Below are 22,744 nucleotides of genomic sequence, written 5' to 3' on the forward strand. Positions count from 1 at the left end.
TTAGGAAACATCAATTGTTGGACCAAAAATTTGTTCAAAGGCGTGTTTGAGAGCAATATCAATATCATGCATTGTTACAGGGTAACCTAGATCCAGAAAGCTTGTTACACCGTGGTTTTTAATTCCACAAGGAACAATTCCTGAATAATGGGCTAAATTAGGATTAACATTGATAGAAACTCCATGAAAACTTATCCATTTGCGCACTCGAATGCCAATAGCTGCAATTTTATCTTCGGAAGAAAGATCATTTTGTTTTGATGGGCAATGAGACTGTTTAACCCAGACACCAACGCGATCTTCTCTGCGTTCGCCTTTAATATTAAAGTTTGCAAGCATCTGTATGATCCATTCTTCTAATGCACTAATGAAAGCACGAATGTCTTGTTTTCGGCGTTTAAGATCAAGCATGATATAAGCAATACGCTGTCCTGGACCGTGATATGTAAATTCACCTCCACGTCCTGCTTCATAAACAGGGAATAAATTAGGCGCCAAAAGATCTTTTTTATTTGCACTCGTCCCTGCTGTATAAAGGGAAGGGTGTTCAAGAAGCCAAACTTGTTCATGCGCGGTTTTTGCAAGAATTTTTTCTACACGTTCTTGCATATAACGCAGAGCTTCAGGATACTCAACTAGATGATTACTTATCTTCCATTCAACGGGTGGATTTCCTAGAATTGCATTAAAATGATGTGATAAGTGATTACGATCCGTATGTTTTAATTCAAATGTCATTGGTAATATTTATCTTGATGTTTGAGTTTGTATTATAATCAGAAAAATAAAAAAAGAACAGGATTAAGAGATAGTTTATAAGAAGTGCAATGAATTTTATTAAAAAAATCATTATGCTCGTTTTACCATCTTCCTGTTGCACCGCCACCACCTGATGACCCACCACCACCTCTGAATCCTCCTCCCCCTGAAGGTCCGCCAAAGATTCCACCAGAACCTCTACCGCTCGCATTTAAGTTTAAAAACCAAGGTGTGAAGACAATACCCAGCCAAAGATACTTTCGTGGACCTATTTTTTTACCAAAAATCATAGCAAGAATGGGCAAACCAACGACTATAAAGAGAATGAGAAACGTGATTGTATTTATAATCATTTCTTCTTTTTCAGCTTGTTTGCGTTGTTCTTCAACAGCTTTAGCTTTTTGATTGATTCGAAAAGAAAAATCAGCATCACTTTGTGTGATCACTTTGATAATTGCGTGAACGGATTCGATAATTCCTTTTTGATAATTTCCTTCACGAAAATTAGGAATCATGAAGCTATTAATAATGACAGAGGAAATGGCATCTGTTAGTTCTCCTTCCAGACCGTAGCCTACCTCAATACGTGCTTTGCGTTCATTTGGTGCAATGACGATTAATATGCCGTTATTGATTTGTTTTTGACCTAATCTCCATGTACGAAAAAGAGAATTGCTGTATGTCTCTATATCATTGCCCGAAAGAGTAGGGAGCGTCACAAGAACGATTTGATCTCCTGTTTTCTCTTCGAGTGTAGCTAGCTTTTCCGTTAAATTTCTTTGTGTTGCATGATCAAGTAAATGAGCCATATCGTTGATATAGCCGCTTAAGGGAGGAAACTTAGTGTGTGCGTAAGTGACATTCCCCAATGCAATGATCAAATATAGAATACTCAAAGGAACCCATAAACGTAGAAAAATACGACGTTGTATAGAGTGTTGAAATATTTTCATTAATTAAAATTAACCTTTGGTGTTTGTTGGCTATCAGTATCGATGGTAAAAGTAGGCATAGGTTTAGCATCACGAAACCATAGCTTTGCCCAAATCATCGTCGGCATTGTTTTGAGAGCAGTATTGTAAGCACGTACTGTTTCAATATAATCGCGGCGCGCAACGGAAATTCGGTTTTCTGTTCCTTCTAATTGTGATTGAAGAGCAAGAAAGTTCTGGTTTGCTTTAAGATCCGGATAGTTTTCGACAACAGCCATAAGCCGCGAAAGGGCACTTGATAAATTTGCTTGATTTTTGAGATATTGCTGCATAACTTCTGGATTATTCAACATATCCGCATTAATGTTGACTTGCGTTGTTTTGGCACGTGCCTCAATTACATTTGTGAAAACGCTTTGTTCATGAGCTGCGTAAGCTTTAACTGTTTCTACAAGATTGGGGATGAGATCTGTACGACGTTGATATTGATTGAGCACTTCACTCCATGCTGCATGTGCTTTTTCTTCATTTGTTGGTATCGTATTAAATCCGCACCCACTTAAAAATGGGACTAACCATGCCAAAAAAATCACGATTGAAAATTGTTTTAATATTTTAAACATTGAAGAAGTTTGTACATTTAACATAAAGATGTCTCCACAGATATTTTATGTATTATATAGGGTTTATCTTCTTGGTGGAAAGTATTTTGAATTTTATAAACAGGTACATTTATCAATAAATCGACATCTCTCTGCGTTTTAGGCACGCTTAAGTGATTTGTTGATATTAAAATGATAATGGTAATATAGATGTCACCTTATAAAAGATCAATAATATTCATATCAATTATTATTACAGAAAATTATAGTATTTTTTGTGGTTCACAACGTGCAGATAATAATTGGAAACGGGAAAAATTTAAGCATCAATCTTATGGAAAAATAGAAGGTAAGGGCAGTTCTTATTTTCCCTCCTGTAGAAGTTATTCTTGGTACATCGGATAAAAAAGTTTTTTTTAATTATGTATGGTAGTAATTGTGAAAGAGGGGAAAATCCTGTGATAGAAAGTGTTCAACGGCAAAGTGAAAAGTTTGATGGATTGGCTAATGATTATGATCGTTATCGTCCTCGTTATCCTCTCACTGTATTTAAAACTATGCTCCATTCTTTTAAGAACAAAAAGCATTTGTCCATTGTGGATGTGGGGGCTGGGACAGGTATCGCATTAGAGGGAATTGTTAAATTTTTAGGAAATGAGCACCAATATCATGCTATCGATGTATCGGCAGATATGATTAAGAAGGGGCGAAGAAAATTTCCTACGGTGCAGTGGTATCAGGGCCGTGCAGAAGACCTATTGCCTCAAATTGGTGAGGTCGATCTTGTCATTGCAGCGCAAGCGTTTCAGTGGATGGATCGTCCTAAGTTGCTTTGTTCTGTTTCAGATCAACTTCGAGTCAATGGTGTCATGGCTGTTATTCAAAATAATCGTGATTTCAAGCATAGTGAATTTCTAGAGGCCTATGAGACATTGTTAGAGAAAATGAGTCCGAACTATTCTCGGTATTATCGTAATTTTGATTTTTTACAGGAAATGAGTGATGGCTTTGGGGTAGATCCAGAAAAGATTTTTTTCCATACGCACAATTGGACGATGATGATCCCATCTGAAGCTTTTATTGGAATGAGCCGCTCTTCAACGCAAGCGCAACGTGCTATTGCTTGCTATGGGGAAGAATATTTGCGGCAATTGGTTGCATTGATAAAGAAATATGAAGTGCAAGGTAATTTGGAGCTTTTGTATCGAAGTGAGCTCTATATGTATGCAGGATAATCTGATATCGATGATTGCTTTTGCTCTTTTAGCACATCAGAGTAGGCGGTATTCAGGAGATTAACGCATTATTAAGGCAGATTTTAAGGAGGGAGAGTTTTTTCTTCTTCAGCATTCAAATTGATACCTTATTACATCTTACATCTTATTTTTATTTTAAATAACGGGTTAGCTCGAGCCTTGTGTGGTTTTATTGAAGATGTGCTTTTCAGGTTTCAATCTGGCGCTTTAAATACAATTTTAGAAGTGGCAAAGAAGTGGTAAATAACCTTAATTTCTTCTATGTTGTGATGTGCAAATAAGTTTTTTAATTTTCTATAGAGTTTAATTTTTGCAATCATGATAGATTGTGGCAGCTATCTATCTAAGATTTTTATAAGTTTAGTAGGAATAGCTTAATGATATATCCATATGATAAATTCATTGAGCCCTCCCTTTACGCTTCATACACAAGAACAAGCCTGCATCATCACACACTTTGTCATTTCCCAATGTTGCGACAGCCCTTGAGACGGTCCATAAGAGGGGTTTTTAGATCTTTTTTGTACAGTTTTATCCATACGCCAATCTCGCTTATGACGTGCAAGCGAATGGTTTTGATTGATTCAACATACACAGATTTAGAATGGGAGAATCTTAAGATGTTCGGCTTTCTCATTCAATATGAATAATGCTAGATTATGATTATAAATTAATGCGTTATCTATTTTTGAAATCCATGACCTTGGTTGTGCTTGTCAATATTTCATTTTCATTTATCGTCAACTATTCTACTTTTGGATAATGGCTCCATTGTAAGGAATGCCTTTAAGAAAGCATTCTTGTTTTAAAGAGTCGTTATAGTTTTTTTGTTTTATAGAAGGATCAATAATGCTAAACATTACACTTTGATTAAAAAAGAAAGTAAATTATGACTATTATACTAAAACCGAGCGAGGTGACGCTTAGTGAACTTGAAGCTATTTATTTTAATGGTGAAGTGAGTGAACTTCATAATGACACGCATTTAGCTATCGAGAAAGGGGCTCAGCGCATTGCTGAAATTGCTGCTGGAAGTGAGCCTGTGTACGGTATTAATACTGGTTTTGGGAAGTTGGCTTCCATTAAAATTGATGCGGACGATGTTGCTGTTTTACAGAGAAATCTTATTTTGTCCCATTGTTGTGGGGTAGGAGAGCCTTTAGCTGAAAATATTGTGCGTTTGATAATGAGCTTAAAGCTTATCTCTTTAGGAAGAGGAGCTTCAGGAGTTCGTCTAGAATTGGTAAATTTGCTGGAAAATATGCTTGCAAAGGGCGTCATTCCTGTCATCCCTGAAAAAGGGTCTGTTGGTGCTTCAGGTGATCTAGCTCCACTTGCTCACATGGCGGCTGTTATGATGGGAGAAGGAGAAGCATTTTTTCAAAATATTCGTATGAGTGGAGCGGTTGCATTAGAGAAAGCGGGATTGTCCCCTATTATTTTAGAGGCAAAGGAAGGTCTAGCTCTTATTAATGGGACTCAAACATCAACAGCTCTTGCCCTTGCCGGTCTTTTTCGAGCTTATCGGGCATTGTGTGGTGGATTGCTGGCAGGAGCTTTGACGACAGATGCCATTATGGGATCAACGGCGCCATTTCATTCTGATATCCATATTTTACGAGGACATTATGGGCAGATTGCTGTATCGAAAACATTAGAAAAGCTTGTAGAGGATTCAGAAATTCGTGCAGCACATTTACGTGGTGATGAGCGTGTACAAGATCCTTATTGTATACGTTGCCAGCCACAGGTCATGGGGGCATGTTTTGATATTTTGCTAGCAGCAGCAAAAACACTGATTATTGAAGCAAATGCTGTTACAGATAATCCATTGATTTTAAGGAATGGTGAAGTTGTATCAGGTGGGAATTTTCATGCTGAGCCTGTAGCGTTTGCTGCTGATCAGATTGCTCTTGCTTTATGTGAAATAGGGTCTATTTCTCAACGGCGTATTGCTTTGATGGTTGATCCAGCAGTTTCTTATGGACTTCCAGCTTTTTTAGCGTATAATGCAGGTCTTAATTCAGGTTTTATGATTGCTGAAGTAACAGCAGCAGCTTTAATGTCTGAAAATAAGCAAATGGCGCATCCTGCTTCCGTTGATTCAACACCAACTTCAGCTAATCAAGAAGATCATGTTTCAATGGCTTGCCATGGAGCTCGTCGGTTATTGGTAATGAGCGAAAATCTTTTTACACTTATTGGCATTGAAACGCTTGTTGCAGCACAGGGAATTGAATATCGTGCACCTTTAAAAACAAGTGCTTTTTTGCAATCTGTTATGGAATGTTTACGCAGAAAAGTTGCTTCTCTTAAGGAAGATCGCTATCTGGCTCCAGATCTTCATCAAGCACATATACTTGTGCGTGAAGGGCACTTATTGTCCATTTTACCAAAAACAATTTTTCCATCACTAGAATCCAAATAATATTTATTTGGATTCTAGTAGGGAAGGGAGACACTTAATTTATGAATTTTCTTATATAAAAATTGGGTGAACTGATATATTTGAGTAATAAATGAATATGTACTCATTTATCAGCTAGTATGCAGTGGGGTATCTATATCCAATTATCTCTTTAGGTGTGCATAACAGCGTATGGACTAGCTTTTTAATATCAACAGAAACGGCCTAAAATCAGTAATATAGTGAATCTCGCTAATCTTGAAAAGCTTTGGAAAGTGTCTCTATGGCCCATTTTTCAAACCAAATTACCCCCTTAAGTGCAAGTTTTCCAAGCAAAAAAGTTATGGTAGCGATCATAACTCCTTTTTTAACTTTTTCTCTGATTGTAGATCCACCTTTTTCTATAGTGTTTTGATTTGAAATGCGAATGATAACCATATTTTTCGTCTCAACAAGGATATCTTTTTCATGTGACGTTGTGGCAATGAAAAGACTTTCTTGAGATCTGCTTCTCCCAAGATTTGCATTAACCTCCACAATTTGCAAAAAACAAAAAATAACTGTTATAAAAATACATAATATACTTCTTTTAAACATTTTTCCACCTTTTGTTATTTAAAATAATTCTAAAAAATTATAAAACATCTTAAAAAAGAGAAATGCATGATAAAATTTTTAGTTTTACTGTATACAATACATATAATCTATTCTTTATGAATGGTAAAATAACAATAAAATATTTGTATTTTCAAAATCTATACTTTAATTATGTTATAGAAGATAAGCAAAAAATGAAAGATTAAATCACTCCTAAAAGCAATTTTTTCAATATTGGCTTTTATAAGTTTATACTGATAAATCAGATCACCATGAGGCAAAATAGCTCTTTTAGGGAAAACGCGTGTTTTAAAGTAATTAGATTTCCTAAGGAGTGGATTGAGGTGCACTTTAATTACTGATTTGAATCCATTCAGTTGGTGTTAAAAGTTGTTTCATGGGATGTTGTACACAATTTGTGTTTGTTGTAAGCTAGAAAAGTAACAGAGAATTTGCTTAAGGTACCGATAGAAAATTTATTGACTTGCCCAAAATGTAGCTTTACGAATTTTAGGCTTCTATTTCTGTGAAGTGAAAAGAGAGGGTTGCAATTAGTAGTCTCATCAAATTCAGCATTTTTTCTGCAAAACAAACTCTGCAAAACAAACATAGAGAATACGAAAATAAATTAAAGGACAATTATAAAAAATTGCATTACCACTTGATCACAATAACATGATAAAAAATGTGAGCGGTGAAAAAGCTGAATAACTTCTAATAAGAGTGCTTTTTCATTGTTTACGATAGAGCGTCTGATAGGCATTGTTCAATGCTCTTTAAACATACCTTCGGGAAAAAAATGAGGCTTTATGATGGATAAAGTCAGCATTGTCGTATGGCTTTTCGTCAACAATTCAGTGAAGAAGGAAAAAAATGGAAACAAATGAGCTTAAACGAGGTATGAGCAAGCGCCAAGTTATCTTTTTAGCTCTTGGCTCTGCTATTGGAACGGGCCTTTTTTATGGGTCTGCACAGGCAATTAAGCTTGCGGGTCCAAGTGTTTTGATTGCCTATTGTATTGCTGGTTTAGCTATTTTTATGGTTATGCGGGCTTTAGGAGAGATGATTATTCATAATCCATTGCCTGGTTCTTTTGCACGTTATGCGGCAAATTACATATCGCCATTAGCAGGTTTTTTAACGGGATGGACATATGTATTTGAAATGATTCTTGTCGGTTTGGCTGATATTACAGCTTTTGCGACTTATATGGGTTTTTGGTATCCTGATGTTGCTCCTTGGGTATGGGCATTTAGTATTACGTTAATTATCACGGGTATTAATTTAGCTGCCGTAGAAGTATATGGTGAACTAGAGTTTTGGCTGTCTTCTATTAAAGTTATTGCTATCATTGCAATGATTATTTTAGGAATAGTAATTATTTTTTGTGGTTGGGGTGAAAGTGCAGTTTTTTCTACGGTTACTGTTCATAATTTATGGAAAAATGGTGGTATTTTTCCTAATGGTTGGTTTGGTTTTTTAGCTTGCTTTAGTGTTGTTGTCTTCGCTTTTGGTGGTATAGAAATCATTGGGATGGCAGTCATGGAAGTTCAAAACCCTCATCAAACAATTTCAAAGGCAATTAATTCTACTCCAGTTCGTATTTTGCTTTTTTATATCATGACGTTAGCTATTTTAATGTCACTTTATCCTTGGAATGAGATTGGTCTTATGGACAGCCCTTTTGTATCCATTTTTGAAAATCTTGGGATTTCATATGCGGCAAATATCTTAAATATTGTTGTTGTTACAGCGGCTATTTCTGCAATGAATAGTGGAATGTATGGTGCTTGTCGCATGATACATGGTTTATCGCAGGAAGGTTATGCTTTAAAGAAGTTTCAATATTTATCAAAAAATGGTATACCAATTTTTGTTATTTTGATGATCTTCGGTATTTTTCTTCTTGGTGCTGTCCTTAATTATTTTTACCATGAAAAGCTTTTTTTTCTTATTGCTGCAATGGCAACATTCGCGACAGTTTTTGTGTGGATGATGATTCTACTTTCACAAGTTTTTATGCGAATTAAGATGCCTAAAGAAGCACAGAATAGTTTAAAATTTCCAATTCCATTTTGGCCAATAGGATCGATTTTTTCTATTTTATTTATGGTTTTTATTTTTATTCTCTTATGGTATTTTGATGAGACACGACCAGTTTTAATTATAGGTTTTAGTTGGATTGCTTGGCTTGTTATTTGTTTTTATGCACTTAAACTTTATAATTTTAAGCAAAAGAAACTGCAATAAAATGTGAATAGAGATTAAACTCAAAAAAAATAGCTGATGTTATCAGGAGAAGAGTTGTTTGATTGTTATTCTCTAAAGATTAGTATAATCTAGATTGAAGAAAATCTGCTCGTTATTATTTTACTTTGGGAGTTTTTGTGAGCCTATGGTAATGACCAAATCATATAAATATTAGGCGTTTTTTGATGGTGAGCTCTGCAATCAATATAAGTCTTTCATGTTAAAATGCCTAACAACGCAAATGGATTTTACTAGAGACAAGATTATAGGCAGATATCTTTTTTCAAACGCATTAATGGATTTCTGTTTTACAAGATAAGTTATTGTAAGAATTATTTTTATTGTTTTATAAGCTCTTTAAAAAATTGGTTGTTTAAATTTTGTTGTTTAAGGAACTACTATTGCTTTTAGAAGCGAAGATAAAGTTCTTGATGTATTCTCTTGAAAAAAAGGGTTGGAGTTTTCTGTGTCCTTTAAAAGGATATTTTGGTTGTTATGGGGTAAAGGGGAGAAGTTTTTTATTTCTATTATTTTTTTCTCAAAGAGGATTGGCGTTGGTAGAAAATAGTGGATAATAAAGTCATTGTATCATTGTGTTTGCAAAAACTTCAATAAAGAGCAGCAAGGTATCACAATAAAATTTCATAGAAGAGTAAATTAAAGAGAACAATGAACGTGTGACAGTTTTACGATTCTTATTGTTATTGCGAGCAAAAGAGCAAGGATCAAACTTATTTTTTATAATATTGATACGGAAGTAATTTTTATCACAAGTGGAGAAGGACAAAATGCACTCCGCAACTGTATTGTGGTGCAAAATTATTCAATATTATTATAAAAGGTGCTCAAGAACACTACGACCAGCAAAAAAATCATCGGAAAGTGGCTTTTTACACGAGAAATCTTCTAATAGCTCTGAAACGCATACCACAACGATTTCCTTTATCCTTGAGGCAATGGGCAAAATTGATACGGATGTACACGGAGATGCTATGATTATTGTTTCTCATCTGATTTCCGGTCAAGATATCAATGTAATGGGAGAAAGTGTGACGATTGTTGGCATGATAGACCATCATAGCAGCCATTTACAGACGCATGCAACAGGTTTTGGTGTGGGTTCAGGCAAAAATTTTGTTTCGATATACGGGAGCGAAACAAAGACAAAAAATAAAGAGAGTTTTGAACATCAAGGCTCTTCTCTCAATGTTAACTGTAATATCAACATTACGCTCAAGAAAAAAGATGTGAGCGTAGTAGACTCTGATCTTGCAGGGGGAGGGTATTAACCTTTCAGCAGCGCATGATGTCAATGTGTTTGTGGGTCACAATAATCATAGTTCGAGTACACAGGAAGAGCGCACAGGCTTTGGCTTTTAGTTTGAAAAGAGCAGCGGTGCTTCTGTTGGTGTTGGGGTTGCGAGTGCGAAAGACACCGGCGATCAATAGGAAGATACCTCCGTTCAATCCTATTTCAAAGTGCGCAGAGATGTGCAGATTACTGCTGATCATGATGTAAACATGCAAGCCGACAAATGTTTTGGCAGAGTGTGATGTCAACGCCGATGCTGGCAATAATATCACGCTTTCGGAAAACTATGATATCTCTAAGACACAAGAGATGCCTGAAAAGTCCTTTGCTGGTGTGACAGGATTTGTTAATGTGGGCATTCTTGGTACCATAAAAGATACAAGAGATGTAGCAAAACGTTTTGCTCATGGGGATGTGAAACACAAAATCGGCAATGGTTTGATTGGCGGACTAAATGGCAATAGAGCAGCGATTGTTCGTGCACATAGCTCCAGGTGCCATAACAGTAGGTAAAGGATTGCGTGACTTTAAAAAGCGTGGCATTCACAATATAGCAAAGAAAACAGATATCTATCTTTTTGGAACAGCTGATAAGGCTCTATCGATAGCGAATCCATTATATGTCGTAAATGATGGCGAAAAAGATCATGTCTACCTACAAAATCATTTACTTAACCCCATTGGTATAGGATTTGGTCACAATCCACCTACTTTTTATAAGGTACCATCGGAGTTCCCTTATGTATTATTTCCACCAGCAATTCCCATGCGAAAGGAGGGGAGAGCGCTAGGCGGGCTATGATCCTAGAATTGTTATAGTCATGCGCCTTATACGTGTGCAAGGTACTATGGAACGCTTCATATTATGCCAATTTATTCGATTTTAGATAATTTAGGTTTAGGTTATTTATGGAGAAAAAAATGAAACAAACCTTAAAATTATTAAGTGCGATAACTCTGTTGAGTATAGCTGGGTGCCAGTTTAATAAAACTCCTACACCATATCTAGGGATGTGGGAAAAGCCTGGAGCAGACTTTACTGAGGTAGGAAAAGCACTGTTAGAATGTGGCATGCCAACCTCGTATGATGTCTTTCCAGAAAATAAAAAGTTAAGCCTCAATGCAGAGGCTTCCATTGATGCTTGCATGATCCAAGCAAAATTCCACTACAAATGGGGAGGACTATATTGGTGTTATACTTAATAAAGATGAAAACCTCCCCATTTGTCGTCCTAGTGCTGTTATCCCGCAACGAAGTGTCAAGAAGCGTTTGAACAGCTCGTTTTGTAAAAAATATAAAACCGCACCTGAATGTCAGCCTTAATTTTTGCTGGTGATGATCAACAATCCCTACCTTCATGTTTCTCATGCCTGTGCGGGGGGGACTTAATTCACCATTTCAATGCTATTTATTTATGGGTACTACAACTGTAGGCGCAATAATATAAAAATATCTATTTTTGTTGTAATCAAAATATTGATAATAATTATAGGTATGCTGTTGATAGAATATGATTTTAGTAATAATTTTACCGTATTTTTGATATAACAATAATGGTATAATCTTCGGAAAGGTAAAAATAATAAAGGTTGATAATATCCATCATTGTTTTGGAAATAAAAAAACAGCATGTAAAATAATTTATAGATTGTTTCGTAATATCAAAATTACTCAAGGATAGGAAAATGAAGCATATTTTAAAATTATTAAGCGGGATAACTTTATTTGTTATGGCTGGATGTTACGAAGAGCAGCCTTCTCGAACAGCCGTAGATGCATGGGAAAAGCCCGGCGCAGATCAGCTTGAGATCAAAAAAGCTCTGTTGGAATGCGGAGTGCAGCATTTTGATGGTCGTCTTGATACAGAAACAAGTATGGATGAGAAATTCAATGCTGAGGAGGCAGAGAATGCATGTATGATCCAAGCAGGTTTCCGAGATAAATTGGGAAGGGTGAAGTGGTGTGAGAAATATGAACATCTTCCAATTTGTCAGCCTGATGCAGTTATTCCTCAGCGAAGTGTAGAGAGGCGTTTGAATAGTCCTCATTGTAAAGAGCATAAAGAACAACCTGAATGTCAACCTTAGGTGTTGATGTTTCTGTAATCAATAATCCTCGTGCTCTTTTTCTCGCATGGGGGGGGAGGTTGCTTTTTTAATGTATTAGCCATCTTGCATGCGAAAAAATACTAGCAAGCTTTTCAGCCTTTCTATCGTAAATATTGAAGGAGGGGAAATGAAAAATATTGAAATTATTGAGTGTTATAATTTTATTAAGTGCTGTTGGATGTGTTAGCAAATCTCCCCCAATCGATCTTGGCATTATGAGAAAAGTCCAATGTCAATAAATCTACGATCTCACAAGTACTGTTCAAATGTGGCAGGCAGCCGATCTACGCTTTTCCTGAAAATATGGATTCGTGTGCAAGTCAGTTTGTAGCAATTTATGAATGCATGACTAAAGAAGGTTATAGATACAAACCGTAACATTCAAAGAGAATCTATTTTTTATCAGTATCACGAAGTGATTCATTTTTAGCCAATTTAATGGTAGTAAGGTATCAGCAGGCTATAGATAATGATATTTTTGGTGTAACCAATTAGACGAAAAAGATGTTACGTCTTGATGAATGATAAAAAACGCTAGTAAATAAAAAAAGCTTTGCACAAGTGATTATCAACAGTAGAATATTCATTTTAAAGAAATAATTGAATGAAAATATTAAACGGAAGAAGAGAGAAATACGGCTCTTTTGTCTCCAATATAATTATATTCATCAGCTACGAGATTAGCAATAGTGTTGTTGTCAGATGATGATAACGGAGGATAGAGAGTTTTTGTTTAGAAAAATTTATTCAATATAAATAATGGCAAATAATAGCTTTGCTAAAATATCTGCTTTAACGATAATAAGCAGATAGCTTTCATAAAACTGATTTTGATGAAATTTTATTTTGGTGTTTTTTAATTTTAAGATGGTGAGTGTTTTACTGTATTTTAGATTTTATCAAAAGATCTAAAGTATTATGCAATTAATTTTGATATAAAGATCTTTTCATTTTATGATAATTTTTTTGTTAGATACTAGCATTTTTAATACAGAAATTGTGTACATTAGGTTATAAATTAGTGTGCGATTTTTTGTTTTTTTGTTGTAGTTAAAGAAATGATGCTGTTATAGCTTTCATATATTATATCTCTTCAAAATTCGCATTTTTCGCGTTTTTTGAGATTAGTTTTTTGGCATTTTGTATTGCAGTTTTTAGCGGTTTTTGAGATGCACTCTTTAAAGAGATTGTCATCATAAATGGTGTTTTTTAACTTTTTGTTCTTTCTTTACATAAAATACAAAACATATTATTAGTATGCTATAATTTATCATAAAAAATAAAAAACATTAATTTGTTTCATTCTTATTGTGTTTAATTTGTGGTTTGTTTTTTTGCCAGCATTTTTTGTTTTGTTGAAAAAAAGAAAGTTTTGAAAAACAATGATAACCAAGGTATCTAAAAATCACTTGTATTCGTGTGTTTTTACAGCAGCTATTTTTTCTTTTTTATTAAATATAAATATTGAGGCGCATTCTCATGCATTTGTATCACTGTCATGTGACGAAAACAAATTGCCTTATAAATGCAGTGATGGTGTAAAGCATACAATTAGTGATAAAGTATATAAGTTCACGGTACCTGTTAAAGAAAAGAATGGGGAGGGTAGTTCTCTCATATTGCCTGCTGCTATAGTAGTGCAGGAGCCAAATACAGTTATTCAGGCAATGCGTGTAGAGGTTGAAGCTACTGCGGGTATAGAAGATATTTATGGTGTTTCTGTATCACAAGGGGGAAGAATTGTTTTGAGTGATTCAGCTTTTAAAAATGTGTCAATAGGTCTTAAAGCTGATAGTGGAATGATTGAGGTTAATCGTGGAACAATTGAGGCTTCTCAGTTTGCAGCTTATGCAGAGAAGCGAGGAGCATCTGTTACGTTAACGAATACAAAAATTAGAGTGGAAGGTTTGGGTATCGGTCAAGAGAGTGCTCTTTTCGTTAGGGCTGATGCGGGTATTCAGATGAAAAGTGGTTTTATTGATGTGAATGATGCTGCTGCGCTTTATGTGGGGAGAGGGGGGAGTGCGACTTTAGATGGTGTTACCATTACTTCAAAATATCAAAAAACAGAAGACGATGAAAATACAAATGAAAAGATTGCACATACAGTTTTCAATGTAAAACATCAGGGTTCTGTTTATTTAAAAAATACGAATATTATTTCTACGGATGTTCATGTTTTAACAGTTGGACAAGATTCTAACACACTGTCCAATAATGGAAGGGAAGGAAATATTTTAATTTCGCGGGTTAATATTGAAGATTCAACAATTAAAGCAATAGGTAATAAACATGGTATGTATTTTGAGATGGATGGGGGGAATGATGCGTATGAACAGGGACTTGTCTTTTTGAAAAGGACGATTTTTGAGGTTCCAGATGGAACAGCTATTCACAGTAATAATAGTCGTAGTTATATTGCAGTAACAGAAGGTACAAAAATTTTTGGTGACTTATTATTAACAGCTGAAAAGGGAGGGACTGTAGCGATTTTGGCTGATTCTTCTTCATTGATAGGAGGGACTCGTGTTGCCGATAATTCTATTGCTGAGCTTTATTTGACAGGGGGATCAAAATGGTTTTTGACAAAAAGAAGAGAGATAGATTCGCAAGTTGCAAACCGCACAAATTCATTTATTTCATTTGTAAAAATTTCTAATAGCTTTATTGCTTTTGAAACTCCAATGTTTCAGGAGTATCAGACACTTTATATTGGGGAGGGAGAGAAAGAAGTTTATAGTGCGCAAGAAAGTGCTGATATTTATCTCAATACACATTTCAGTAGTGATGGTTTGCTCGATAATAAAAAGACTGATCGGCTTTTGATACAGGGTGATGTTTCTGGAAAAACGACAGTTTATGTGCAATTTGTCACAGGAAACCAAGGTGAGATAGCAACCGGTGAAAATGTTCATAGTATTTCACTTATTCAGGTTTCTGGAAAAGCGGCAGAAGATTCTTTTCAGTTAGATCGTGCTTATATTGCATTAGAAGGGTTGCCTTACCGATATTATCTTCATGCTTATGGTCCAGATTCTACTCTTGGAAATGCACAAATTTCTCAAAGATTGGTTGATGGAAATGGAGATTTTTGGGATTTTCGCCTTGAAAGTAAGTATATTCAGCCTTCTTTGGGAGTGTCTGTTATCCCTCATTCTGAGTTAAAGGTCAGAGAGGTTGTTCCACAAGTTCCAACCTATCTTTTGTTACCGAATGCTTTGTTTCATATTGGACTCATGGATATCAGTAATCAACAAAAGGAATTGCAAGTTACGCAGTCTATTCCTCGCAAATTATTAAAAGTTGAAGGGAATTTTGCTTTATCTGTCCACGGTTATGGTGGGAGTTATCGTTATGTCTCGGATCTTTCTACACTTAAATATGGGTACGATGGTAATGTTGATTATAACGCTATAAAAACAAACATTTTGCTCAAAACAATAGAGAGCGCATATAGTACAACATCTTTTGGGATTATGGGAACCTATGGAAAGCTTTCCTTACAACCTCGTAATGTGGAACAAAGCCAAAAGAGTACGTTTAATAAATGGTCATTTACGACATACGGTAGTGTGAAACACAACACTGGTTTTTATGTAGATGGTCTTTTATCTTATGGTTTGTTTAAAGGGGATGTGCTTACCCATACTTGGGGTAGGACGGCGACATTAAAAGCAAATCCTTTGAACGTTTCGTTTTCTGCTGGTAAAGTGTTTATGACAGGATATGAAGATCTTATTTTTGATCCGCAACTCCAGCTTATTTATCAACATCTTCAATTTGATAAGTTTCGTGATATTGATGGATTTGATGTTGAGATGAAAAAAATAGGTCAATGGTTGGTGCGTATTGGGGGGCGTTTAAATAAAACATTTTCAGCATCTGAAAAGGATCGTATTATTTGTTTTTATGGTAATATTCATCTTTCTAATCGTTTTGGTAAAAAACAATTTGTTCATTTTAAAGATGTTTTCCAGTTGGGTTCTTTTGGTTCTTCTTTAGAAACAGGTTTGGGTATTAATGCGCAGTTTTCTTCTAAAGTTACACTTCACAGTGATCTTAGCTATCAGCATAGGTTAACCAAGGCTGGTTTTTCTGGAGTTCATTTTTCTGGTGGTTTGCGCTATCATTTTTAATAAATCGTTTTAAAAATAATAAATGTGATTTTTAAAGTTTTGTTTTATTGTCGAGATTAAAACCATTGATGGTGCAGAATTTTAGTCCCTTCTTTTAATAATGGTATCATGTGTTTTAATAAGTATCAAAGGATCACGTTGATGTGTTTTTTATCTGATTGATAAAGGTGCTTAAATGCTTCAAAAAGATTGACAATGAGACTGTAAATCTATTTGTGTTATTTGGGCTATAAATATTGGGGATGTATTCGTCATCAGCTTTTTAAAATAGTAGCATTATTATCCTATCATGCTGTGAAGTGCTGTCATTTGAGGTCGCTGATATCAATCATGAAAGGCAGGGAGATATTGGCCTGCTTATTAAGAGCTTTTGCTGTTAAGGAAAAGAGGGGATTTGTAAAATATAGAGCTCTATCGTTTCGTGTTTTTATGCTTTAAAATTTTGTAAAAAGCGTTTTTGAAGCTGTTTGTATCAATCGCATTATTGTAGGTGGATAATGAGAAAAATGGTAAAGCGTGAATACTTTTAAAATCAAATGCAACATCTTTAGTTCTTATAAGGATAAATCCTTAAAAAAATATTCTAATGACTGTATTAAATATATGAACAAGATCATGTCTTATTTGTGAAATAGATATGAAATATAACTTTTAAATCAGAGTGGGGGCTGTGAGATCTTTTTTCTTCTTTGAGACGTGGGGAGAAGAGGTTGGTCGTATCGAAAAAGTCGTTTAGAAGTTTTTATTATTGTTTCAAATACAGAAACATTGAAGAGCTTTTATTAAAATGGGGTGTAAAAGTAGATCATATTTCCCTCAATTTCTGTTTTTTGAAATATGCATCTTTAATGGAAAGATATTTGCGAAGTTTTAGGCAGTCGCATTCGCATTGTGACTTCATTTGTATCGATAAGATTTATATCAAAGTTGAGGGTCAGTAGAAATATCTTTATCGGACTATTGATAAACATGGTGTTTCCATATGATGCTTAAGGTGTCATCAAGCCATTTATGGTAATTGCGTGCTTCTTCGTTTGAGTTATGAACAGAGAAAATAAAACCAGGATATCCACCAAATGCTGGTGGAGGTGGTGAAGTATGATTGGTTTCAAAGAAAATGATAGTTCTGGCGGTTTGAGGATGCTGTGCAACCTTATCTAGACCTAAAAATCCAGAAAACCGTCCATGACCACGAAGAGGAATAATGTAATTTGCAGCCACTTTTTCAGCTGGGAGTATATCGGGAAGGTTTGGGTTTGGTTCAGCTAAAGCGGCATTCATACATAGTTTTGCAAATGAAATCCCTGTACCTTGCTCAACAATAAAATGGGAGACACCCGATCCACCTATACGAGCGCCGATCTCAATTATATAAGGTAAATTATTAGCATCTAGACGTAGCTCTACATGGGCAGCACCCATATTTATGCCAAGAGCTTTAACTCCAGAGCATGCAGCCTCACATAAAGCAATAATTAAAGGATCATCTATATCACGGCGTTGACGATAAATTGTTTCTTCAAACCATGGTCCCTCAGGCTGTCCCTTGTCTCCAACGGTCAGAACGTGTACACCTGCTGTATCAACAAAGCATTCTACGACAAACTCTTTTCCTGGCAAATACTGTTCTATAACTAAACCTACAGGTTTATTTTTATCATTAAAACGTGCCATGTCTTTATGCTGAACATTCCATACGGCTTTAATGAGATCAGGAAGTTCGGCGGAATTTTTAGCTAACATTACGCCTGCACTTGCCCATCCAGAGACGGGTTTAATAACGAGTGGATAATCCAAGGCTTGTATTTGTGATAGGTCCTCTGGATTATCTATATAAAAGAATCCTGGTGTTCTTAAGCCTGCTTTAGCAAAAGCTTGACGCATGAGATATTTATTTCTGGTTAATGCTGCTACTTCTGGTTCAATACTTGGAGTATTGATTTTTTTTGCAGCCAAAGCTGTCCATAGGATGGCTTCTTCGCGAAGGGTCATAACTCCACCAATATTGCGTTCTTTTACTCCCGTTGCAAAAGTGTCTAGAGCTAACTCTGGGTTATCAAAAACAGGAAGTTGCCAAGTTGAAGTGACTGCTGCGGGGTGTTGAGTGGGAGCACTTTCAGTGGTATCATAGATCATGACTAATTCGATATTAGCTGCTTGTGCTGCTTCAAATATAAATGGTAATTTTGCATTGCGCTGGCAAACTAACGCGAGTTTTTTCATTTTGTTTCCTCATTAAATTTGGAATTTTGAGAATGACGTTTCTGTTGCCATGTAGATACCTTTGATGCATCTATAAATAAGAGTATCATCCCTATAACAACTACAATCATAGCAATTATTTTGATCATATTGAGAGAAGGGCTCGAGCCGATTATCCATTCACATGCAACCACTGCAAAAGGGGATAATACGCCGATAGTATTGGCGTATAATACGCCTCCTTCGGCTAAAACTTTTTGGTATAATACGTAAACTGGTGCCGAACAAACAGTTCCTAAAATCAATATTTTAAATATATCTTCTAACTTAAGATAGAAGAGTGGGGCAGGATCAAAAATAAATAATGGTATAAATGATGCTGCAGAAATTGTCGTGATCCAAGCCAATGAGGTGAGCAAAGGTAAATTTTTAAGATAAAGTTTGGACAATAAGCCATAAGCAGAATAAGAAAGTGCTGCTGTTAAAGCAAGAGCTGTTCCTATTAGGCTGTAATATCCACCCTCTGCACTGTTTATATTAAATGCTATAGCCGCTACACTGACAATTATCATACCGATAAGCTTTAACCATGAGAACGTAAGGTTATTCGTCAGTGCACCCAATATGTAGGTAATACCTGGAATAGTAGCGAGAACCATAGTTAAATCACTGGCTTTGAGTGATTTTAATGCGCCAAAACTGCATACAAAATACAGCGAAAATCCTAACACTGAGAGAATTAAAAAAGAAGGTATCATGGAAAGTAATGGTAGGGATCTGAAAACAGCTTTCTCACGAAATACTGCAATCAGCCATAAGGTGGCAGCGGTGGCAAACAACCTAAGTCCAACCGCATGCATGACGGGTATACTGCTAACCAAATTCTTAGATAATAACCAACTTATAGAAAACAACGCCAGAATGGCAAAAGTAAATAATAATAACCGTCCTTTTAAAAAACTCACTGATTTAATTCTCCAATGACTCGCCGCGCATAATATGAGGTTGAAAAATTAAATCGTGGCTTTGAGGTTTGCGGTCTTCCAAGATTATTTTGGATGTAATCCTTCCCCCCTTTTTCAAATAGTCATAATCTAATGCTTCAAGTGCTTCTATATCTGCTATCATTAATACTATTACTTGCTTAATACGCTCCAAATAAAATTGAAGATAACACTGATCCGTTTCAAACAATACTTTGTTACGCACCAATATTTCAAAAAGCAAGACACCTGTACCAGAACCGAATGTCATATGCTGATCAGAACCTTTTGGATAACGAAATATGCGTTCTAATAGGACAAACTCTGTTATTTCTTTCCAAAATTTGGGATGATTTTGTAGCATAATAAGCACTGTAATTAAGTTCACTTTAGTTTCTTCTAGAAGACCTGTAAACTAATTTAATTTTATATACAGATTTTTATCCAATGGCCGCGGTCCAGTATGATGTGCATAGTCATGATAATAGCCTCATAAACAGCGAACATCATAAATATCCTCTTTAGATAAGTTACAACTATGCAATTGATCGAATGAGAATTTACTATCTCTATCAAGCAAACATTCAGCTTCCACAATTGTTTGCTCATTGTAAATATCGAAGAATTTGCTGAAAAAAACAAAGCAAATGCCTGCTTATTAATTTTCTTAGCAGTCGCCCCAGATTCTGGGAATAGAACAATGCAATTGCCTTCTAAACAACCCTTTGATGCTATTCGCGTTTTTATACATTGAAAATGTAATACATAATTCTTTGTATATTTTACGTTGGCAAGATAGGCTATTTCATGACGGTAGCCTGTAACTAATTTTATCCGGAATTTTTCCGGATCAGTCCCATTCGTTGCATGCATTGGAGCTAAGGGAAATAGCGGAGCGTCTGGTAATGGTGCTTTGAATGCAGCCAAAGTGTTATCAAACTTTGGGGGAGTATTAAACTGTTGAGCATCCACCGATAAAGATCATCAGAAGTGGTATTTAAAAGTTCTGGAGATAATCCGTTAATAATATCTGCATGATAGTTCAACAGAGTGATCAATTTATTGATCATATTATTATCCGCTGAAGTTGGTTCCTCAATACTCCCATCGAGTTCTTGGTGCACACGAAATTGGTTTATCAGATTAACAATAGAAAGAAGTGCTTCAGACTGTTTCATGATAAGCTGACTTTAGTGAGTGGAGCAAAAAGACCATTGGCACTTGTCCAAAATTTTCGATAATATTTAGCTTATAGCGGTTTGTCGCAACAGACGTTGTGATACAAGCAACTGCTTTTTCAGCATTACAAAGAACGGTTGTGTCAGCATTTCTGTTGGCAAATATTTTGTCGTATTAATTAGCTAGCAAAGATTGAGGGGCAGAGTGAGTCGCTACGTTTTAATTTCATCAGACTTATTGCGTTTAGTTAAAACCATAGAGTGAGTAGGCATAATAAAGCTGTTAAACAATTGCATATCGCCTAAACGCATAAATATGAGAGTGTATACAAATCTGGGTAAGCCGTACACCTTAGAAGATATCCATCTTTTTTCTGGGTGGGTTTCTCAAAGGCTTTTTCAGGAGTTGTGTATAAGATAATACGTGATTCTAAATCAGCAGAAGAAATATTTTGATTGTGATTGTCAAGCCACTATTGTGCTGCAGCTGTGCAGTTAGTATCTGCAGGGATAAGTGTATAGATAAAAGTATTATTTTCAGATTGTATGAATTCTATACTTTTTAAGTATAATAATATATTTAAAATAGTGGAATATTTGAAGTATATCAAGCAAAATAAGTTAAATAATTTAGTGTTTTACAAAATATATGTATATGTGAAAGAAAATTGTGATATAATTTGGTCTTATCATTATCCTATTATGCCATAAAACATCGTTGTTTAGGAGAGTAATTGAGCAGGAAAAATTCTACGCAGGGGATATTTATTGGATATGTTAGACGAATGATTAGAATGGTTAAGCGAAGGTGAATGATACATAAAGCACACCGCTCTATCATTTTTTTGATGATGAGCTTTTTTGTTTTAATATTTTGTAAAAATTGTTTTTGAAGCTGTCCGTATCGATAACATTATTGTAGGTGAATAATAAGCAAAATGGTAAAGCATGATAACCTTTACTATCAAATTCAATATACTTAGCTTTTTAATTAAGATAATATTTTAAAAATTATTCTATAGCCATGATTGTATTGAATATATGAAAGATATTATCATTGCCTTGTTTGTAAAAGAAACATGAAATATAACTCTTAAATCAGATTGGGATTGGCAAGATCTTTTTCCTTCTTTGGAATCGTTAAGAAGGTCGGATTAAATCTTATTAAAGTGTATAAAACTTGGATAAAACAGTCGCTTTCTTGAAAAGATCAGAGGTAAACAAATATGCGTGAGATTTTGGATCATTTTGATATGCCATTGAATAAGAATAAAAAGAGTTCTGTTCAAAAGATTCAAAATCTTTCATGTCAGCCGCTAGCAAAACGATTTTATAAACAAGTGAAGATTGCTTGTGAGGAAGGGCGTTTTACTATCTTATTAGATGAACGTCCCGTTAAAACGCCCGCAAGGCGTCATTTTCATGTGCCAACAGAAGTGTTTGCTGAATACGTTGCTCAGGAATTTGAGAGCCAAAAGCACGTTGTTGATCCTGCAAAAATGCCGATGACGCGTTTGGTTAATACTGTTATTGATGGTATTGCTGATGATATGCAGGTTGTTTTTGAAGATTTATTGCGTTTCGTTGCGTGTGATATGATCTTTTATCGTGCACAGACATCTAAAGAGCTGGTGCAAAAACAATCTGAACAATGGGATCCTTTATTAGATTGGGCAGAAAAAAAACTGGGTTCAAGGTTTTATTTGACAGAAGGGCTGATGCATGTGGAACAATCACCAGAAGCACTTCAAGCTGTGAGTCATTATTTACGTAGCGTTGAGTCTCCTTATATGCTTGCTGCTCTTCATATGATGACAACCTTAACGGGATCTGCTCTTATTGCTCTTGCTGTTGCTGCGGGAAGCATTGATGCTGATCATGCTTGGTCTATTGCCCATTTAGATGAAGATTGGATGATGGAACAATGGGGAATAGATAAAGAAACGATGGTGCGTCGTGCTCATAAAAAAGTTGAATTTAAGGCTGCGGCTACAATTGTTACAACTTGTTTATAAGGGGTA

At 35.4% G+C, this 22,744-nt stretch carries 15 protein-coding genes and 2 pseudogenes; 9 read left to right on the forward strand and 8 right to left on the reverse strand.

Annotation, left to right across the window (positions count from 1 at the left end; translation table 11 throughout):
• From lipB to U736_RS0108875, 3 genes are all read right to left on the reverse strand, one after another.
• Positions 1–738, reverse strand: a complete 738-nt coding sequence (lipB, locus tag U736_RS0108865) for a lipoyl(octanoyl) transferase LipB (RefSeq protein ID WP_015856541.1) — start codon at positions 736–738, stop codon at positions 1–3.
• Positions 739–860: 122 nt separating this feature from the next.
• Positions 861–1,712 (reverse strand): TPM domain-containing protein, encoded by an 852-nt coding sequence (locus U736_RS0108870; protein ID WP_015856540.1) that lies wholly within the window; start codon positions 1,710–1,712, stop codon positions 861–863.
• The gene (locus U736_RS0108875) at positions 1,712–2,338 is read right to left on the reverse strand and encodes a LemA family protein (protein ID WP_026500703.1); all 627 of its coding nucleotides are present in this window, start codon (positions 2,336–2,338) and stop codon (positions 1,712–1,714) included. The genes U736_RS0108870 and U736_RS0108875 overlap by 1 nt, the downstream gene beginning before the upstream one ends.
• Before the next feature lie 377 nt (positions 2,339–2,715).
• Between U736_RS0108875 and U736_RS0108880 the strand changes: the two genes are divergently transcribed.
• A complete protein-coding gene (locus U736_RS0108880) occupies positions 2,716–3,528 on the forward strand; it encodes a class I SAM-dependent methyltransferase (RefSeq protein WP_015856538.1) in 813 nt (270 codons plus the stop codon).
• Between the two features lie 910 nt (positions 3,529–4,438).
• Positions 4,439–5,977, forward strand: coding sequence for a histidine ammonia-lyase (hutH, locus tag U736_RS0108885; protein ID WP_015856537.1), 1,539 nt, complete (start codon positions 4,439–4,441; stop codon positions 5,975–5,977).
• A gap of 231 nt (positions 5,978–6,208) precedes the next feature.
• On the opposite strand, the gene U736_RS12920 is transcribed toward hutH, so the two are convergent.
• Positions 6,209–6,394, reverse strand: coding sequence for a hypothetical protein (locus U736_RS12920; RefSeq protein WP_244395799.1), 186 nt, complete (start codon positions 6,392–6,394; stop codon positions 6,209–6,211).
• Positions 6,395–7,426: 1,032 nt separating this feature from the next.
• Here U736_RS12920 and U736_RS0108905 point away from each other — a divergent pair.
• From U736_RS0108905 to U736_RS0108945, 6 genes and pseudogenes are all read left to right on the forward strand, one after another.
• A complete protein-coding gene (locus U736_RS0108905) occupies positions 7,427–8,803 on the forward strand; it encodes an amino acid permease (protein WP_026500705.1) in 1,377 nt (458 codons plus the stop codon).
• A gap of 825 nt (positions 8,804–9,628) precedes the next feature.
• A pseudogene (locus tag U736_RS13205) lies at positions 9,629–10,577 on the forward strand (hemagglutinin repeat-containing protein); the annotation flags it as partial.
• Positions 10,578–10,593: 16 nt separating this feature from the next.
• Positions 10,594–10,917: a hypothetical protein gene (locus U736_RS0108920; RefSeq protein ID WP_034452245.1), complete on the forward strand. Its 324-nt coding sequence runs from the start codon at positions 10,594–10,596 to the stop codon at positions 10,915–10,917.
• A gap of 119 nt (positions 10,918–11,036) precedes the next feature.
• Positions 11,037–11,439 (forward strand): annotated as a pseudogene (locus tag U736_RS11365) (hypothetical protein).
• A gap of 362 nt (positions 11,440–11,801) precedes the next feature.
• The gene (locus tag U736_RS0108930) at positions 11,802–12,203 is read left to right on the forward strand and encodes a hypothetical protein (RefSeq protein ID WP_015856534.1); all 402 of its coding nucleotides are present in this window, start codon (positions 11,802–11,804) and stop codon (positions 12,201–12,203) included.
• 1,403 nt (positions 12,204–13,606) lie between these two features.
• Positions 13,607–16,360, forward strand: a complete 2,754-nt coding sequence (locus U736_RS0108945) for an autotransporter family protein (protein WP_015856533.1) — start codon at positions 13,607–13,609, stop codon at positions 16,358–16,360.
• 957 nt (positions 16,361–17,317) lie between these two features.
• On the opposite strand, the gene U736_RS0108950 is transcribed toward U736_RS0108945, so the two are convergent.
• The 4 genes from U736_RS0108950 to U736_RS12935 form a co-directional block, all read right to left on the reverse strand.
• Positions 17,318–18,583, reverse strand: a complete 1,266-nt coding sequence (locus U736_RS0108950) for an ATP-grasp domain-containing protein (protein ID WP_026500709.1) — start codon at positions 18,581–18,583, stop codon at positions 17,318–17,320.
• A complete protein-coding gene (locus U736_RS0108955; RefSeq protein ID WP_015856532.1) occupies positions 18,580–19,527 on the reverse strand; it encodes a DMT family transporter in 948 nt (315 codons plus the stop codon). Before U736_RS0108955 ends, U736_RS0108950 begins: the two co-directional genes overlap by 4 nt.
• A gap of 4 nt (positions 19,528–19,531) precedes the next feature.
• A complete protein-coding gene (locus U736_RS12930; protein WP_026500711.1) occupies positions 19,532–19,933 on the reverse strand; it encodes a hypothetical protein in 402 nt (133 codons plus the stop codon).
• 490 nt (positions 19,934–20,423) lie between these two features.
• Complete coding sequence (locus tag U736_RS12935) at positions 20,424–20,723, reverse strand: hypothetical protein (protein WP_244395796.1); 300 nt, start codon at positions 20,721–20,723, stop codon at positions 20,424–20,426.
• A 1,226-nt stretch (positions 20,724–21,949) separates the two neighbouring features.
• Here U736_RS12935 and U736_RS0108975 point away from each other — a divergent pair.
• The gene (locus U736_RS0108975) at positions 21,950–22,738 is read left to right on the forward strand and encodes an ATP12 family chaperone protein (RefSeq protein WP_015856531.1); all 789 of its coding nucleotides are present in this window, start codon (positions 21,950–21,952) and stop codon (positions 22,736–22,738) included.
• The last annotated feature ends 6 nt before the right edge of the window (positions 22,739–22,744 follow it).

It is taken from the genome of Bartonella grahamii ATCC 700132 (assembly GCF_000518085.1).
In the GTDB taxonomy this organism is placed as follows: domain Bacteria; phylum Pseudomonadota; class Alphaproteobacteria; order Rhizobiales; family Rhizobiaceae; genus Bartonella; species Bartonella grahamii.

Excerpts from the sequence above, each read along its gene's own strand:
- lipB (WP_015856541.1), bottom strand. The coding sequence starts at position 738 with ATGACATTTGAATTAAAACATACGGATCGTAATCACTTATCACATCAT.
- U736_RS0108870 (WP_015856540.1), bottom strand. The coding sequence starts at position 1,712 with ATGAAAATATTTCAACACTCTATACAACGTCGTATTTTTCTACGTTTA.
- U736_RS0108875 (WP_026500703.1), bottom strand. The coding sequence starts at position 2,338 with ATGTTAAATGTACAAACTTCTTCAATGTTTAAAATATTAAAACAATTT.
- U736_RS0108880 (WP_015856538.1), top strand. The coding sequence starts at position 2,716 with ATGTATGGTAGTAATTGTGAAAGAGGGGAAAATCCTGTGATAGAAAGT.
- hutH (WP_015856537.1), top strand. The coding sequence starts at position 4,439 with ATGACTATTATACTAAAACCGAGCGAGGTGACGCTTAGTGAACTTGAA.
- U736_RS12920 (WP_244395799.1), bottom strand. The coding sequence starts at position 6,394 with ATGGTTATCATTCGCATTTCAAATCAAAACACTATAGAAAAAGGTGGA.
- U736_RS0108905 (WP_026500705.1), top strand. The coding sequence starts at position 7,427 with ATGGAAACAAATGAGCTTAAACGAGGTATGAGCAAGCGCCAAGTTATC.
- U736_RS0108930 (WP_015856534.1), top strand. The coding sequence starts at position 11,802 with ATGAAGCATATTTTAAAATTATTAAGCGGGATAACTTTATTTGTTATG.
- U736_RS0108945 (WP_015856533.1), top strand. The coding sequence starts at position 13,607 with ATGATAACCAAGGTATCTAAAAATCACTTGTATTCGTGTGTTTTTACA.
- U736_RS0108950 (WP_026500709.1), bottom strand. The coding sequence starts at position 18,583 with ATGAAAAAACTCGCGTTAGTTTGCCAGCGCAATGCAAAATTACCATTT.
- U736_RS12935 (WP_244395796.1), bottom strand. The coding sequence starts at position 20,723 with ATGAAACAGTCTGAAGCACTTCTTTCTATTGTTAATCTGATAAACCAA.
- U736_RS0108975 (WP_015856531.1), top strand. The coding sequence starts at position 21,950 with ATGCGTGAGATTTTGGATCATTTTGATATGCCATTGAATAAGAATAAA.